The following is a 15,585-nucleotide window of genomic DNA, read 5'->3' as shown; positions in this document are numbered from 1 at the left end:
ACGGCCGTACCGCCGACACCGACACGGCGAAGGGGCGCCCTCCGGAAGATTCGGAGGGCGCCCCTTCGCCGTCGTACCGGGCGGTGCCGGGTCGGTCAGTGCCTGCCGCCGTTGCCGTTCCCGTTGCCATTGCCGTTACCGCCCCCGCCGATCATGCCCGGCGGGAGGGTGAACCCTCCCCCTATCACCCCACCGGGGTTGCCGGGGTTCCCGCCGCCCGGTGCGGGCGGCGGCGGGTTCTGGGCGCCCGGCTGCTGGGCGTTCGGGTCGGTCGTCGGGCTGGCGCCCGCCGGCGGGGTGGCCGGCTGGGGGTCCGGGATGTTGGTGGTCTGGATGGACTCCAACGGCGAGCCCTTGAGCGCCTGGTTCATGGCCATCTGCCAGATCGGGCCGGGGCCGTCGGCGCCGAACACCTCGTCGAAGTGCTTGCCGCCGATGTTGATGTTCTTCATCTTGACGCCGCCGGCGGGGCCGCCGAGCCAGACCGCGGTGGCCAGCGACGGGGTGTAGCCGTCGAACCAGGCGGCCTTCTTCTCGTCGGTGGTACCGGTCTTGCCGGCGATCTTGCGGCCGTCGTCGAGGCCGAGGGCGGCCGCGGTGCCCTTCTCGGTCACGTTGAGCAGGACGGTGTTGAGCGAGTCCGCGGTCGACTCGGAGAAGGCCTGGCTGCACTGGGACTGCGGGACCTTGAGGTCCTTGCCGTCCACCGTGGTGATCTTGTTGATCGCGATCGGGGTGCAGTACTTGCCGCGGGCGGCGAAGGTCGCGTAGACGTTCGCCATGGTCAGCGGGGAGAGCTCCAGGGTGCCGAGGACCATCGAGGGCACCTCCTGGAACTGGTCGCCCTTCGCCGACTGGGTGATGCCCAGCTTGTTGGCCATCTGCTTCATCGCGCAGAGGCCGACCTGCTGCTCCATCTGCACGAAGTACGTGTTGACCGAGAGCGCCATGGCCTGCTTGAGCTCGTACGGGCCGACCTCGCCGGTCGACTCGTTCTTCACCGTGGCCTTGGGCTTGTCGGTGTTCTTCCAGGTGCTGTTGCAGGTCGACATCTGGGGGTAGTCGATCTTGTTCTCGGACGGGAACGACTGGGTGTTCGACATGCCCGCCTCCAGCGCCGCCGCGGCGAGGATCGGCTTGAAGGTCGAACCGGTCTGGAAGCCGTTGCCGCCGCCCATCGAGGCGTCGACGTTGAGGTTGACGACGGTCTGGTTCTTGTTCGGGTCCAGGCCGTACGGGCGGGTCTGGGCCATCGCCAGGATCTTGCCGGTGCCGGGCTCCATCATGGTCGCCGCGGCCGACACCTGGTCGGTCACGTTGACCTTCTTGGTGACGGCGTTCTGGGCGGCGGCCTGCTTGTCCGGGTCCAGCGTGGTGTAGATGTTCAGGCCGCCGGTGTCCCACAGCTTCTTGCGGTCGTCGGCGTTCTTGCCGAAGGCCGGGTCCTGCTTGACCACGTGGCGCACGTAGTCGCAGAAGAAGCCCATGCCCGCCTGGGCGGTGATGCAGCCGTTCTGCGGGTCCTTGTACTTGAGACCCAGCGGGGCGGCCTTCGCCTCGGCCGCCTGCTGGGGGGTGATGTGCTTGTTCTCCAGCATCTTGTCGATGACGACGTTGCGGCGCTTCACCGTGTTGTCGGGGTAGCGCACCGGGTCGTACTGCGACGGGTTCTGGACCACGCCGGCGAGGGTGGCGGCCTCGGCGACGGTCAGGTCCTTGTTGCTCTTGCTGAAGTAGCGCTGGGACGCGGCCTCGACCCCGTAGGCCTGGTGGCCGTAGAAGGTGATGTTGAGGTAGTTGGTGAGGATCTGATCCTTGGTCAGGTCCTCCTCCAGCTTGATCGCGACCTTGAGCTCCTGGATCTTGCGGCCCAGGGTCTTGCGCTGCGCCTCCAGGACGGCCGCCTGGTCGTCGCCGGCCTTCTCCACGTTGACGTTCTTGACGTACTGCTGGGTCAGCGTGGAGGCGCCCTGGGAGGCGGTGCCGCTCTCCGCGTTCTTGCCGACGGCGCGCAGGACGCCCTTGAGGTCGACGGCGCCGTGCTCGTAGAAGCGGGCGTCCTCGATGTCCACCTGGGCGTGCCGCATGAAGGGCGACATCTGGTCGGCGGTGAGGACGGTGCGGTCGCGCTCGTAGACCTTGGCGATCAGGCCGCCCTTGGCGTCGAAGATCTGGGTGGCCTGGGTGAGCGGCGGGGTCTTGAAGTCGTCGGGGATGTTCTGGAAGCTCTCCGCCGTGTCCTTGGCGGTCAGGCCCATGGCACCGACGGCAGGCAGGGCGAGGCCTGCCAGCAGGACTCCGGAGAGCACGCTGACGCCCAGGAACTTCACGCCGTTGCCGACGTGGTCCATCGGTGATCCGCCGCTCTTGCGTCGCGGAGCTCCGGGATTGCCTGGGGGCTGGGGTGCCGATGGGCGCTTCGGTGCCATGGGGAGAACCCTACGTCCCCGATTCCCGTACATCGGGGCAGGTGTTCGCCTAGGCTTGTCACAAGCTTGCGACAGCTTCGGTGCGTCAACATCGCTCACTCTTGTGAGTGCGGAGACTTGCCCGAATTGCTCACCCTTGTCCGGGTTTTGAGGCAGCTGTGGCCTGTTGTGTTCGAGTGAACGGTTGCGCTGCGTGACGGCGCCTGTGGCGAGAGTGGGGGCCTCACGGCTCGCAAGTGCCGCGACCTGCGATCACTCCAACGAGTGAGATGACAGATACCCATAGTCCGATCGGGTCATTCGAGATTGAGCCCGAAGGGGCTGTTGCAAGCAGTCCATCTTCCGTAACGTCCTCAACTGGCAACGGTGAATATGCCGTTGCCGCCGTGGGGGAGCCTCGAATCATCGGGAGAGGACGGCGCCGGCATGGGCTGGGTTGACGACTGGAGTGCGCAGGCCGCCTGCCGCACGAGTGATCCGGACGAACTGTTCGTCCAGGGGGCGGCACAGAACCGGGCGAAGGCGGTGTGCAGTGGGTGCCCCGTCCGGACGGAGTGCCTCGCGGACGCGCTGGACAACCGGGTGGAGTTCGGGGTGTGGGGCGGGATGACGGAACGCGAGCGCCGGGCGCTGCTGCGCCGCCGCCCGACGGTCATGTCGTGGCGGAGGCTGCTGGAGACCGCCCGCACCGAGTACGAGGAGTCCCTCGCGACCGGCGTGATACTGACGGACTACGCCCAGGCGGGCTGACCCGGGCCGCACCTCGCGGTCCGGGGCTCCCCCCGTTCCGGCCCGGACCACCCGGCCGGAGTGCCCGGACCACTCGGACCGACCCCTACCCGGCCCGGACTGCGCCGCGCCCGGACTGCGTCGCGCCACCAGCCGGCCCCCACCGGCCCCGGCCCGGACTACGCCGCGCCGCTGAGCCGGCCCCCGATGGCCCGCAGCCCGTCCAGGTCGTGGACGTCACCCGGCAGCGCGGCCACCTCCACGATCGGCACGTCCGGGTACACCGAGACGAACCGGTCCCGGGTCCGCCGCTCGCGCCCCATGATCTGCATCCGCTCGGCGTGCAGCCGCAGCAGTCCGGCCGCCAGCAGCTCCGCCTCTGGCGAGGAGTGCTCCGAGCCGTTCTCCTCCAGGGCCTCGGCCGCCGCCAGCGCCCGCTCCGCGGTGAGCTGCGGCGCGCCCGTGCTGTGCACCCGGTTGAGCACCAGTCCGGCCAGCGGCATCCGGTCCGCGGCGAGCCGGTCCACGAAGTACGCCGCCTCGCGCAGCGCGTCCCGCTCCGGCGCCGCCACCACCAGGAACGCCGTGCCCGGCGCCTTCAACAGCTGGTAGGTGCGGTCGGCGCGCTCGCGGAAGCCGCCGAACATCGAGTCCATCGCGCTGACGAAGGTCTGTACGTCGGTGAGCAGCTGGGCGCCGAAGATCTTGCCCAGGGTGCCGGTGAGTAGGCCCATCCCGGCGTTGAGGAAGCGCATCGCGCTGCGGCCGCCGACCTTGGCGGGCGCGGTCAGGATCCGGATCACCCGGCCGTCCAGGAAGGACCCGAGCCGGTTGGGGGCGTCCAGGAAGTCCAGTGCCGAGCGGGACGGCGGGGTGTCCACGACGATGAGGTCCCACTCCTCGGCGGCGCGCAGCTGCCCGAGTTTCTCCATCGCCATGTACTCCTGCGTGCCCGCGAAACCGGCCGACAGGGACTGGTAGAACGGGTTCTCCATGATCGCCTTGGCCCGTTCGGGCTCGGCGTGGGCCAGCACGACCTCGTCGAAGGTCCGCTTCATGTCGAGCATCATGGCGTGGAGCCGGCCGTCCCCGGCCACCCCCTTGACCACCCGGGGGGTGTTGTCCAGCTCGGTCAGACCCATGGACTGGGCCAGCCGCCGGGCCGGGTCGATGGTCAGCACCACGACCTTGCGGCCGCGCTCGGCGGCCCGCAGGCCGATCGCCGCGGCGGTGGTGGTCTTGCCGACGCCGCCGGAGCCGCAGCAGACGATGATCCGGGTCTTCGGGTCGTCGATCAGCTCGTCCACCGCGAGCCGGTTCCCGCCGTTGCCACCCCGGCCGACGCCACCACCACCCCGGCCGACGCCACCACCACCCCGGCCCTCGCTGCCGCCACCGCTGCCGCCGTTCGCCGGAGTCACGCCGCCCCCTGCCGCTTGAGTTCGCCCGCCAGCCGGTACAGCCCGCCGAGGTCCACGCCCTCGCCCAGCAAGGGGAGTTCGTACGTCGGGAGCCGCAGTTGCTGCAGGTCGGCCCGTTGCGCCCGCTCCAGTTCGACCCGTTCGGCGTGCTCCCTGGCCTGCTCCAGCAGCGGGTCGATCAGCGGCTCGACCGCCGCCCGGACCGTCTCCGCCTTGCGCGAGCGCCCGCCCAGCCCGGCCTCGCCGAGCGCCAGCGCGACCTCCTCGCGGTGGTCCCCGTCCACTGCGGCCACCGCGGCCGCGTCCAGCAGCGGGGGCCGGACCATGTTGACCATCACCCCGCCCACCGGGAGCTTCGCCTCGCGCAGTTCCGCGAAGCCGTCGACCGTCTCCTGCACCGGCATCTCCTCCAGCAGGGTGACCAGGTGCACCGCCGTCTCCGGGGACCGCAGCACCCGCATCACGGCCTGCGCCTGGGTGTGTATCGGGCCGATCCGGGCCAGCCCGGCGACCTCGGAGTTGACGTTCAGGAACCGGGTGATCCGCCCGGTCGGCGGGGCGTCCATCACCACCGCGTCGTAGCGCCGCCGCCCGTCCGGGCCCTTGCGGCGGGCCGCCTCGCAGGCCTTGCCGGTGAGCAGCACGTCCCGTACGCCGGGGGCGATGGTGGTGGCGAAGTCGACGAAGCCGACCTTCTGCAGCGCCTTGCCGGCCCGGCCGAGCTTGTAGAACATCTCCAGGTACTCGAGCAGCGCCAGCTCGGTGTCGATCGCCAGTGCGAGCACCTCGCCGGGCCCGCCCTCGCCGGCCGGCAGCCCCAGTTGGGGGCGGGAGACCGAGGCGATCCGGCGCTCCTCGTAGGGGAGGGCGGCGATCCCGAACAGCTCGGCGATGCCCTGCCGCCCCTCGACCTCGATCAGCAGCACCCGACCGCCGTCGGCGGCCAGGGCCAGCGCCAGCGCGGCGGCCAGCGTGGTCTTCCCGGTGCCGCCCTTGCCGCTGACCACGTGCAGCCGGACCCCCTCCCAGTCGGGGTCGCGCCGGGTCGCCTGGCCGGGGGTGCGTGCCACGCTGCGTCTCCGTCCGTCTCCGTCCCTGCGGGCGCCCCTCCTGCGGGGTGCCCCTGCCGAGGGGGCCGCTCGCGGACGAGGGCGCCCCTCCACGAGGGTGCCGCTCCGTACGGACGCCCCTCCCTGCGGGTGCCCTCTCGCGAGGACGCCCTCTCGCGAGGGTAACCAGGGAGCGCTCCCGATGCCCGGAGCACCTGGGGTGCCAGGACTGAATCATGCCCCCTTTGTGCTCCACCTCACACGCCGGTCGGCGAGGGCCCGTACGGCGGCCCAGGCGGCGGCCTGTGCGGCGGCCCGTACGGCGGCCCGGGCGGCGGCGATCGCCGGGACACCTCGTCTAGAGTCTGGCCATGACCAAGTGGGAATACATGACGGCGCCCCTGCTGGTGCACGCCACCAAGCAGATCCTGGACAACTTCGGCGAGGACGGCTGGGAGCTGGTCCAGGTCGTGCCCGGCCCGAACCCGGAGCAGCTGGTGGCCTACTTCAAGCGGGAGAAGAACGCATGAGCAAGGTCGAGTCGAAGCTCGCCGAGCTGGGCCTGACCCTGCCGCCGGTGGCCGCCCCGGTCGCCGCCTACGTGCCGGCCGTCCGGTCCGGTGAGTTCGTGTTCACCTCCGGCCAGCTGCCGGTCGTCGGCGGCAAGCTGGTGAGCACCGGCAAGGTCGGTGCCGAGGTGTCCCCGGAGGAGGCCAAGGAGCTCGCGCAGACCTGCGCGCTGAACGCCCTGGCCGCCGTGAAGTCGGTGATCGGCGACCTGGACCTGATCGAGCAGGTCGTGAAGGTGGTCGGCTTCGTCGCCTCCGCCCCCGACTTCATCGGCCAGCCCGCCGTGATCAACGGTGCCAGCGAGCTGCTCGGCACCGTGCTGGGCGAGGCCGGTGTGCACGCCCGCAGCGCCGTCGGCGTCGCGGTGCTGCCGCTGGACGCCCCGGTCGAGGTCGAGCTCCAGGTGCGCGTCAAGAGCGCCTGACCCCGAGCGTGATCACGAAGGCGGGGTCGGGCCTGTCCAACCCCGCCTTCGTGCGCTTAGCATCCGGGCATGGACCATCGAGCAACGACGCTCCCGATGCCGCCCGGCTGGCCTGCCCGGATCCGGGCGGTCGACTCCGGCCTGCTCACCCCGGCGGTGGCCAGACCCGCCGCGACGGTCGTGCTGCTGCGCGACGCCGCCGACGGGCCGGAGGCCTACCTGCTGCGCCGCCGCACCTCGATGGCCTTCGCGGCCGGGATGTACGCCTACCCGGGCGGCGGGGTGGACCCGCGGGACGCCGAGGTCGAGACCGGCTGGGCCGGGCCCTCGCCCGAGGAGTGGGCGCAGCGGCTCGGGGTGGACGCCCGGACGGCGCGGGCGGTGGTCTGCGCGGCGGTGCGCGAGACCTTCGAGGAGGCCGGCGTGCTGTTGGCCGGACCGGACCCGGAGAGCGTCGCCGCGCCGCGCGACTGGTCCGCGGAGCGGGCCGCGCTGGAGGCGCACGAGCTGTCCTTCGCCGAGTTCCTGCGGGACCACGGCCTGGTGCTGCGCAGTGACCTGCTGGGCGGCTGGGCCCGCTGGATCACCCCGGAGTTCGAGGAGCGGCGCTACGACACCTGGTTCTTCGTCGCCGCCCTGCCGGCCGGGCAGCGCGCGGCGCTGGAGGTCGGCGAGGCCGACCGGGTCGCCTGGCTGACGCCCGCCGAGGCGGTCCGGGGGCACCGGGAGGGCCGGTTCGGCATGCTGCCGCCGACGGTCACGGTGCTGCGGGAGCTGTCGTCGGTGCGGACCGCCGCCGAGGCACTGGACGCGGCCGCCGACCGGGTGCTGGAGCCGGTGCTGGGCCGGGCCGAGGTCCGCGGCGACCGGATGACGGTCCGCTGGCCCGGGTACGACGAACTGACCATCGACGGGGAGTTCCCCGCCGAGGAATCCTGACCCCCCTCCGTACGAGGACCCCTCCGTACGGACCCCCTCGTACCAACCGTTGTACGAACCCCTCGTACGGCCCTCGTACGACCCCTGGTACGAACCGTTGCACGACGACTTCGAGAGATGCCGACCGGAAAGGACCGACGACCGATGGACCACGACGATGTGGCTCGCCGGACGGCCCCCGAGCTGCCCGCCCGCCGAGTGATCCCCCGTTCCGCGGCCTGTGACGGTCCGGTCCCGTTCGTCGAGGTCGCCCAGCGCGCCCTCGTCCGGGCCCTGCCGCTGCGGGCCCTGCACCGCGGCCTGGAGGGCAACCGGTGAGCGGGCGGAGCGGGCGGATCGTCGAGGGGCGCGTGGCGGCATGAGCGGAGTCCTGCCGGGCGACCCCGCCGCGGTGGTGGGCGGGGAGGCCACCGCCCGGGCGCTGTGCGTGCTGGCGCCGAACCCGTCGCCGATGACCCTGGACGGCACCAACACCTGGCTGCTCTCCGAACCCGGTTCGGACCTCGCGGTGGTGATCGACCCCGGCCCGCTGCACGAGGGCCACCTGCGCCGGGTGCTCGACCTCGCCGAGGAGCGCGGCAAGCGGATCGCGCTCACCCTGCTGACCCACGGCCACGCCGACCACTCCGAGGGCGCGGCCCGGTTCGCCGAGCTGACCGGCACCGAGGTGCGGGCCCTGGACCCGGCGCACCGGCTGGGCTCCGAGGGCCTGGTCGGCGGCCAGCGGCTGGACGTCGGCGGCCTCGACCTGCGGGTGGTCGCCACCCCCGGCCACACCTCGGACTCGCTGACCTTCCACCTGCCGGACGACGGCGCGGTCCTCACCGGGGACACCGTGCTCGGCCGCGGCACCACGATGGTCGCCCACCCGGACGGACGGCTCGGGGACTACCTGGACTCGCTGCGCCACCTGCACACGATGGCCTCCGCGCACGGCGTGCGGACGGTGCTGCCCGGCCACGGTCCGGTGCTCGCGGACGCGCTGGGCGCGGTCGACTACTACCTGGCGCACCGGGCCACCCGGCTCGCCCAGGTGGAGACCGCGGTCGAGGCGGGCTGCCGGACGGCCGCCGAGGTGGTCGCCCGGGTCTACGCGGACGTGGACCGGGCGCTCTGGCCGGCCGCCGAGCTGTCGGTGCGGGCCCAGCTGGAGTACCTGGAGGACCACGGGCTGATCCCGGACCAGGGCTGACCCCGGTCCGGGACCTCACCGGCCCCGGACCGGCCCCGGACCGGCCCCGGACCGGTCCCGGACCGGTCGGGGAACGCCGAAGGGCCCGTCCGGCTCGGACGGGCCCTTCGCGGTGCTCGGAGCGTCAGCGCGAGCGGCGCGACAGCCGCTCGACGTCCAGCAGGACCACCGCGCGTGCCTCCAGCTTCAACCAGCCGCGGCCGGCGAAGTCGGCGAGCGCCTTGTTGACCGTCTCGCGGGAGGCGCCGACCAGCTGGGCCAGCTCCTCCTGGGTGAGGTCGTGGGCGACGTGGATGCCCTCCTCGGACTGCACGCCGAAGCGGCGGGAGAGGTCCAGCAGGGCCTTGGCGACACGCCCGGGCACGTCGGAGAAGACCAGGTCGGACATCACGTCGTTGGTGCGGCGCAGTCGGCGGGCGATGGCCCGCAGCAGCGCGATGGAGACCTCGGGGCGGGCGTGCAGCCAGGGCTGCAGGTCGCCGTGGCCGAGGCCGAGCAGCTTGACCTCGGTCAGCGCGCTGGCGGTGGCGGTGCGCGGGCCCGGGTCGAACAGCGACAGCTCGCCGATCATCTCGCTGGGGCCGAGCACGGCCAGCATGTTCTCGCGGCCGTCCGGCGAGGCACGGTGCAGCTTGACCTTGCCCTCGGCGACGACGTACAGCCGGTCGCCCGGGTCGCCCTCGTGGAACAGCGACTCACCACGGGCGAGGGTGACCTCGGTCATGGAAGCGCGCAGCTCGCCGGCCTGTTCGTCGTCGAGTGCCGCGAAGAGTGCGGCGCGCCGCAGAACGTCGTCCACGTGCTTCCTCCTTCTCGGCCGTCCGGCGGGTGGGCCGTCCGGCGCAAGTTCCGTTCAGTGTTCTGCATCACCAAGCATGGCGCATGTCGCTCCGATCATATGAGGAGGGGGTGTGTCCGGGTGTGCCGTGCGGGGCCATTCGTACCGGCGGGTCACGGGGCGGGGCGCCCGGCGGCGGCCGTCCGGTCGCCTTCCCGACCGTCCTGATCGAAGAGGGAGTCGCCCACGGCGGTGCGGGCGGAGAGGACGGCGTGCCCGGCCCGGTGGGCGCTGGTCAGGCCGGCCGTACGCAGGGCGGTGAGGTGCTGGGAGACGGCGGCCGGGGACAGCCCGGTCCGGCGGGCCAGCTCGGTGGTCGAGGCCGGGGAGTCCAGTTCGGCCAGCAGCCGGGCCCGGGAGCGGCCGAGGACGGCGGCCAGCGCGTCGGTGCGCGCGGCCGAGCCCGGGCGCTCCTCCCAGAGCGCGGCCGTGCCGCGCGCCGGGTAGACCAGCTGCGGCGGGTCCGGCGGCAGCACCCGGGTGAGCACCCGCGGCCAGGCGAAGGCCGAGGGGACCAGCAGCAGTCCGGCCGCGGCGTTCAGCCGGTTCACCGCGCAGTGGCGGTCCTCCAGCCGCAGTGCGGTGCCGTCCCAGCGGACCGTCCCGTGCAGGTCGTCCAGCATCCGCGCGCTGCCGTGCTCGGCGGCCTGCCGGGAGCGGTGGAAGACGTCCGCGGCCAGCAGCGCGCTGATCCGGGCCCAGTACGGGGCGAGCGCCAGCTCCCAGTACGCCTCGATCTCGGCGGCCAGCCGGGGCAGCTGGCCCGCCGGGTCGCGGTGCAGCGGTTCCAGGCCGGCGGGCAGCCTGCCGCCGGCCTCGGCGGCCAGGATGTCGAGGTCGGCGCGGACCTGCCCGGCGCCGGTCGCGGTGATCGCGGCCAGCTCCTCGGCGAGGGTGGTCGAGCAACCCGCCGGGGCGGGGTTGAGGAAGTCGGGCAGGTGGCCCTCGGGCGGGACCATCGCGGCCAGTCGTCCCCGGTCGAGTCCGGCGGCGACCAGCCGTCCGCGCACCTGGCCGGCCCAGCGGCGGTGCAGCGCGGGGACGGGGGAGCGGGCCAGGGCGCGCAGGCTGGTCACCACCTCCTGCATCGGGCTGACCGCGAACCGGGTCAGCGCCAAGTCCTGGGTGGAGAAGTGGAGTTCCGTCCGCACGCCGTGGCTCCCTTCGGAAGATTCGGCCCCAGCTTAATCACTGGTGGCGGGCCCGGAGCGGGGCGCAGGATGCCTGTGTTCCCACCGATCCGTACGAAAGCCGGTGACCACCATGTCCACCATCCCCGAGGCCCGCGAGCGGGCGCTGCGGCTGCGCGAACTCCTCGCGGAGGGCGTGCTCGTCCTGCCCAACGCCTGGGACGCGGGCAGCGCCGCGGTGATCGCCTCGGCCGGCGCCCGGGCCATCGCCACCACCAGCGGCGGCGTCTCCTGGTCGCTCGGACACGGCGACGGCCAGCGGATGGACCGGGCGGCAGCGGTCGCGGCGGCCCGCCGGGTCGTCGCCGCGGTGGACCTGCCGGTCACCGTCGATGCCGAGGGCGGCTACGGGCCGCTGCCCGCCGACGTGGCCGCGACCGTCACCGAACTGGTCGGCGCCGGCGCGGCCGGGGTCAACCTGGAGGACTCGACGGCCGTCGGCGGGCCGCTGTTCCCGGTGGCCGAGCAGGCCGAGCGGCTGCGCGCGGCCCGGACGGCGGCCGCGGCGGCCGGACTGCCCGAGCTGCTGGTCAACGCCCGGACCGACGTCTTCCTGTTCGGACTGGGCGGGCTCGACGACGTCCTGGACCGGGCCGAGGCCTACGCGCAGGCGGGCGCCGACGGCCTGTTCGTCCCCGGGCTGCTGGACCTCGACACCCTCACCGAGCTGTGCCGGCGCTCCCCGCTGCCGGTGAACGCGATGGCCGGGCCGGGCGGGCCGGCCGTCGCCGAGCTGGCCGCCACCGGGGTACGGCGGATCAGCGTCGGCACCGGCCTCGCCCAGGCCGCGTACACGGTGGCCCACCGGGCCGCCGTCGAGCTGCTCGGCGCCGGGACGCTGGCGGAGCTCGACGGGGCGCTCGGCTTCGGGGAGCTGAACGGGCTCTACTGACCCGCTACCGGTCGGTACGGGCCGTACGGGCCGTACGGGCCGTACAGCCCGTACCGGCCTACAGGCTCTGTGAGAGCTCAGCCCGTGAAGCCCAGCCCGGCCAGGCTCTGCTCGATCCGGGCGCGGTGGGCGGCCTCCCAGTCGTCCAGGGTCTCGGCGGCCTCCTTGGCCAGCTTGGCCCGGGCCGCCTCCAGGACCGCCGTCCGCTCGGCGGCGGGCACCGCCACGACGCCCTCCTCGTCGGCCACCACGATGTCGCCGGGAGCCACCAGCACGCCGCCGCAGCGCACCGGGACGCCGTGGGCGCCCAGCTGCTTCTTGGCGCCGGGGATCGGGATGACGCCCCGGGCGACCACCGGGAAGCCCAGGTCGCGGACCTCGGCGAGATCCCGGATCAGGCCGTCGGCCACGAAGGCGGCGACGCCCCGGCGCTGGGCCACCGCGCAGACGTTGCCGCCGGCCAGCGCGTAGTCCAGGTCGCCGGACTCCACCACGATCACCGCGCCGGGCTCGGCCCGGTAGATCGCGGCGTGCAGCATCAGGTTGTCGCCGGGCGGGCACTGCACGGTGAAGGCCGGTCCGGCCACCCGGGGCATGCCCGCCCACAGCGGACGCAGTCCGATGTCCATGACCCGGGCGCGGCCCAGGACGTCGGCCAGGGTGGTGGTGGGAATGTCCGCGAAGTCCTTGAAGTCCCCGTCCATGCTTCCTCTTTCCTCGATCGTTCCCTCGGTGGTCGGACGATCGGAAGACTAGAACGGGCCGGTCGACGGAGCACCGGAACCCTGGCGCCCGTCCGCGCCCGTACGCGCCGGCACCCGCCCGCCACCTCCTCGGCCGACCCGGAGCACGGCCGTCCGCTCTTCCTCCTTGATCCGCCCCAAGCGGTCCGCCGCTCGGCGTAGCCTTCGTGCATGGCAGAGAGCAAGGCCCGGAAGACCGCGACCAAGCCGGCCGCGGAGCCCGCTGCGAAGACGGCCGCGAAGAAGACGGTGGCCGAGAAGACGGCCGCGAAGAAGACGGCGGCCGCGAAGACGGCGGTGAAGCCGAGGAAGCCCGAGTCGCACCTGGCGATGGTGCGGCGGGCCCGGCGGATCAACCGCGAGCTGGCGGAGCTGTACCCGTACGCCCACCCGGAGCTGGACTTCGAGAACCCGTTCCAGCTGCTGGTGGCCACCGTGCTGTCGGCGCAGACCACCGACCTGCGGGTGAACCAGACCACCCCGGCGCTGTTCGCGAAGTACCCGACGCCCGAGGACATGGCGGCGGCGAACCCGGAGGAGCTGGAGGAGATCATCCGCCCGACCGGTTTCTTCCGGAACAAGGCGAAGTCGCTGATCGGCCTCTCGACCGCGCTGCGCGACGAGTTCGGCGGTGAGGTCCCGGGCCGGCTGGCCGACCTGGTGACCCTGCCCGGGGTCGGTCGCAAGACCGCCAACGTGGTGCTCGGCAACGCCTTCGGAGTCCCCGGGATCACTGTGGACACCCACTTCGGGCGGCTGGCCCGCCGGTTCGGCTGGACCACCGAGGACGACCCGGTGAAGGTCGAGCTGGCCGTCGCCGAGATCTTCCCGAAGTCGGAGTGGACGATGCTGTCGCACCGCGTGGTCTTCCACGGCCGGCGGATCTGCCACTCCCAGAAGCCCGCCTGCGGGGCCTGCCCGATCGCGCCGCTCTGCCCCGCGTACGGGGAGGGCGAGCTGGATCCGGAGAAGGCCCGCAAGCTGCTCAAGTACGAGATGGGCGGCCAGCCCGGCCAGCGGCTCAGGCCGCCGTCGGACTTCCCCGGCGAGGCTGCCGCCCGCGCCGACGCGACCGCCCACCAGGGGCGGGTCGCGGACCAGGGGGTGGAAGCGTGACCGAGGGTGTTGTCGAGCGGAACGACCTGCCGGGCTGGCTGGAGCCGGTCCGGGACGCGGCCGAGCGGGTGCTGCCGGAGCAGCTGAGCCGCTTCCTGCCGCCGAGCGAGGGCGGTCGGGCGGCGGCGGTGCTGATGCTGTTCGGCGAGGGCCCCGACGGGCCGGACCTGCTGCTGATCGAGCGGGCCCGCTCGCTGCGCTCGCACGCCGGCCAGCCGTCCTTCCCGGGCGGCGCGCTGGACCCGGAGGACGGCGACCCGGACGGCTCCGGCCCGATCGCGGCGGCGCTGCGCGAGGCCTGGGAGGAGACCGGCCTGGACCCGGCCGGGGTGCAGGTCTTCGCCGCGCTGCCCCGGCTGTACATCCCGGTGAGCCGCTTCGTGGTCACGCCGGTGCTGGGCTGGTGGCGTGAGGAGTCGCCGGTGCGGCCGGTGGACCGGGGCGAGACCGGCGCGGTGTTCCGGGTGACGATCGCCGACCTCGCCGACCCGGCGAACCGGGTCCGGCTGCGGCACCCGTCCGGGCACGTCGGGCCGGCCTTCGCGGTGGCCGGGCGGCTGGTCTGGGGGTTCACCGCCGGGGTGATCGACCGGGTGCTGCACCACAGCGGGCTGGAGCGGCCGTGGGACCCGTCCCGGGTCGTCGACCTCTCGGACGACGCCCTGGCGCTCGTCCAGGGCGACCTCGAGCACTCCCGGGTCCTGCCGGGCGGCGGCGCCGACGGCTCGTGACGGACCGTCGGCGCGGCACGGTCGCGAAGCGTGGGAGGGTGTCGGAGTGAACGTGCTGGATGTGCTGCTGGTCCTCGCCGCCGTCGGATTCGCCATTTCGGGCTACCGGCAGGGCTTCGTGGTGGGCGTCCTGTCGCTGGTCGGCTTCCTCGGCGGCGGCCTGCTGGCCGTCCAGCTGCTGCCGCTGCTGCTCGACCACCTCAGCCCCGGCACCACGGCCTCGGTGGTGGCCGTGGTGGTGGTGATCGTCTGCGCCGCGATCGGCCAGGCGGTCACCGCGCACTACGGCTGGAAGCTGCGCGGCCACATCGACCGCCGTCCGGCCCGGGTGCTGGACGCGTCCGGCGGCGCGGTGGTCAACGTGATCTCGATGCTGCTGGTCGCCTGGCTGATCGGCTCCGCGCTGGCCGGCACGTCCCTGCCGACGGTCTCCAAGCAGGTCCGCTCCTCGGCGATCCTCAGCGGCGTCCAGGAGGCGCTGCCGGGTGACGCGCCGAACTGGTTCTCCGACTTCTCCAAGGTGCTCGCCCGCAACGGCTTCCCGCAGGTCTTCAACCCCTTCGAGCACGAGCCGATCACCCAGGTCGACACTCCGGACCCGGCGCTGGCCAACAGCCCGGCGGTGGCCCGGGCGCGGCAGAGCCTGGTCAAGGTGGTCGGCACCGCGACCTCCTGCGGCAAGACCCTGGAGGGCAGCGGCTTCGTCTTCGCCCCGCACCGGGTGATGACCAACGCCCACGTGGTGGGCGGCGTCGACGAGCCGACCGTGCAGATCGGCGGCGTCGGCCAGCTGTACGACGCCACGGTGGTCCGCTACGACTGGCAGCGCGACATCGCCGTCCTGGACGTGCCCAAGCTCAACGCGCCCGCACTGACCTTCGCGGGCGAGGCGAGGACCAACGACAGCGCGATCGTCGCGGGCTTCCCCGAGAACGGCGCCTTCAACGTCCAGCCCGCCCGCATCCGCGGCCGGATCCAGGCCAACGGCCCGGACATCTACCACCGCGGCCAGGTGGTGCGCGACGTCTACTCGGTGCGCTCGCTGGTCCGCCAGGGCAACAGCGGCGGCCCGCTGCTCACCCCGGACGGCCAGGTGTACGGCGTGGTCTTCGCCAAGTCCCTGGACAGCGCCGACACCGGGTACGTGCTGACCTCGGCCGAGGTGCGCGAGGACGCGACGGCGGGCAGCACCGCGAGCGGCCGGGTGGACACCCAGGGCTGCGCGCTCTGAGAGGGTGTTCGGTAGGGGAATCCCCCCAACTGTCCGGCTTTCACTGGCGCGGCACGGACTCGGTTCCAGGATCCCGTAGCGGCCGGGCCCG

At 73.2% G+C, this 15,585-nt stretch carries 16 protein-coding genes; 10 read left to right on the top strand and 6 right to left on the bottom strand.

The annotated features are described in order from the left end of the window. Nucleotides 1-95: 95 nt before the first annotated feature. A complete protein-coding gene (locus ACFY2K_RS20200) occupies nt 96-2,351 on the bottom strand; it encodes a transglycosylase domain-containing protein (RefSeq protein WP_380527174.1) in 2,256 nt (751 codons plus the stop codon). A 504-nt stretch (nt 2,352-2,855) separates the two neighbouring features. Between ACFY2K_RS20200 and ACFY2K_RS20195 the strand changes: the two genes are divergently transcribed. Beyond that, nucleotides 2,856-3,179: a WhiB family transcriptional regulator gene (locus ACFY2K_RS20195; protein WP_033333275.1), complete on the top strand. Its 324-nt coding sequence runs from the start codon at nt 2,856-2,858 to the stop codon at nt 3,177-3,179. Nucleotides 3,180-3,337: 158 nt separating this feature from the next. Here ACFY2K_RS20195 and ACFY2K_RS20190 read toward each other — a convergent pair whose 3' ends face one another. Continuing rightward, nucleotides 3,338-4,579 (bottom strand): ArsA family ATPase, encoded by a 1,242-nt coding sequence (locus tag ACFY2K_RS20190; protein ID WP_380588263.1) that lies wholly within the window; start codon nt 4,577-4,579, stop codon nt 3,338-3,340. Beyond that, entirely contained in the window at nt 4,576-5,649 is a 1,074-nt protein-coding gene (locus ACFY2K_RS20185; RefSeq protein WP_380588266.1) for an ArsA-related P-loop ATPase, read from the bottom strand. Before ACFY2K_RS20185 ends, ACFY2K_RS20190 begins: the two co-directional genes overlap by 4 nt. A 350-nt stretch (nt 5,650-5,999) precedes the next feature. Between ACFY2K_RS20185 and ACFY2K_RS20180 the strand changes: the two genes are divergently transcribed. The 5 genes from ACFY2K_RS20180 (at nt 6,000) to ACFY2K_RS20160 (ending at nt 8,753) form a co-directional block, all read left to right on the top strand. Beyond that, nucleotides 6,000-6,158 carry a DUF4177 domain-containing protein gene (locus ACFY2K_RS20180; protein ID WP_094743074.1) on the top strand — a complete coding sequence of 53 codons (159 nt, stop codon included), beginning with the start codon at nt 6,000-6,002 and terminating at the stop codon, nt 6,156-6,158. Further along, nucleotides 6,155-6,622, top strand: a complete 468-nt coding sequence (locus ACFY2K_RS20175) for a RidA family protein (protein WP_360227042.1) — start codon at nt 6,155-6,157, stop codon at nt 6,620-6,622. The genes ACFY2K_RS20180 and ACFY2K_RS20175 overlap by 4 nt, the downstream gene beginning before the upstream one ends. A 69-nt stretch (nt 6,623-6,691) precedes the next feature. Further along, nucleotides 6,692-7,561: an NUDIX hydrolase gene (locus tag ACFY2K_RS20170; protein WP_380527169.1), complete on the top strand. Its 870-nt coding sequence runs from the start codon at nt 6,692-6,694 to the stop codon at nt 7,559-7,561. A 144-nt stretch (nt 7,562-7,705) separates the two neighbouring features. Continuing rightward, a complete protein-coding gene (locus tag ACFY2K_RS20165) occupies nt 7,706-7,879 on the top strand; it encodes a hypothetical protein (protein WP_375887636.1) in 174 nt (57 codons plus the stop codon). A 40-nt stretch (nt 7,880-7,919) separates the two neighbouring features. Further along, entirely contained in the window at nt 7,920-8,753 is an 834-nt protein-coding gene (locus ACFY2K_RS20160) for an MBL fold metallo-hydrolase (RefSeq protein ID WP_375887634.1), read from the top strand. 124 nt (nt 8,754-8,877) lie between these two features. On the opposite strand, the gene ACFY2K_RS20155 is transcribed toward ACFY2K_RS20160, so the two are convergent. Both ACFY2K_RS20155 and ACFY2K_RS20150 read right to left on the bottom strand, forming a co-directional pair. After that, complete coding sequence (locus ACFY2K_RS20155) at nt 8,878-9,552, bottom strand: Crp/Fnr family transcriptional regulator (RefSeq protein ID WP_030288117.1); 675 nt, start codon at nt 9,550-9,552, stop codon at nt 8,878-8,880. A 152-nt stretch (nt 9,553-9,704) separates the two neighbouring features. Beyond that, entirely contained in the window at nt 9,705-10,742 is a 1,038-nt protein-coding gene (locus ACFY2K_RS20150; RefSeq protein ID WP_380527166.1) for a DUF5937 family protein, read from the bottom strand. 112 nt (nt 10,743-10,854) lie between these two features. Between ACFY2K_RS20150 and ACFY2K_RS20145 the strand changes: the two genes are divergently transcribed. Continuing rightward, complete coding sequence (locus tag ACFY2K_RS20145; protein WP_380527164.1) at nt 10,855-11,673, top strand: isocitrate lyase/phosphoenolpyruvate mutase family protein; 819 nt, start codon at nt 10,855-10,857, stop codon at nt 11,671-11,673. Between the two features lie 77 nt (nt 11,674-11,750). Here ACFY2K_RS20145 and ACFY2K_RS20140 read toward each other — a convergent pair whose 3' ends face one another. After that, nucleotides 11,751-12,377 (bottom strand): RraA family protein, encoded by a 627-nt coding sequence (locus ACFY2K_RS20140; protein ID WP_380527162.1) that lies wholly within the window; start codon nt 12,375-12,377, stop codon nt 11,751-11,753. A gap of 210 nt (nt 12,378-12,587) precedes the next feature. Here ACFY2K_RS20140 and nth point away from each other — a divergent pair, with 210 nt between their 5' ends. Genes nth through ACFY2K_RS20125 form a run of 3 tightly spaced genes read left to right on the top strand, consistent with a single transcriptional unit; the run spans nt 12,588 to nt 15,494 of the window. Then, nucleotides 12,588-13,532 (top strand): endonuclease III, encoded by a 945-nt coding sequence (gene nth / locus ACFY2K_RS20135; RefSeq protein ID WP_387712910.1) that lies wholly within the window; start codon nt 12,588-12,590, stop codon nt 13,530-13,532. After that, nucleotides 13,529-14,263 (top strand): NUDIX hydrolase, encoded by a 735-nt coding sequence (locus tag ACFY2K_RS20130; protein ID WP_375887621.1) that lies wholly within the window; start codon nt 13,529-13,531, stop codon nt 14,261-14,263. The genes nth and ACFY2K_RS20130 overlap by 4 nt, the downstream gene beginning before the upstream one ends. A gap of 46 nt (nt 14,264-14,309) precedes the next feature. Beyond that, nucleotides 14,310-15,494 carry a MarP family serine protease gene (locus ACFY2K_RS20125; RefSeq protein WP_375887619.1) on the top strand — a complete coding sequence of 395 codons (1,185 nt, stop codon included), beginning with the start codon at nt 14,310-14,312 and terminating at the stop codon, nt 15,492-15,494. Nucleotides 15,495-15,585 lie beyond the last annotated feature (91 nt).

This window comes from Kitasatospora sp. NPDC001309, assembly GCF_042896295.1.
In the GTDB taxonomy this organism is placed as follows: Bacteria; Actinomycetota; Actinomycetes; order Streptomycetales; family Streptomycetaceae; genus Kitasatospora.
Note: the sequence above shows the minus strand (reverse complement) of the source record. Positions and strands in the feature narration are given on the sequence as shown.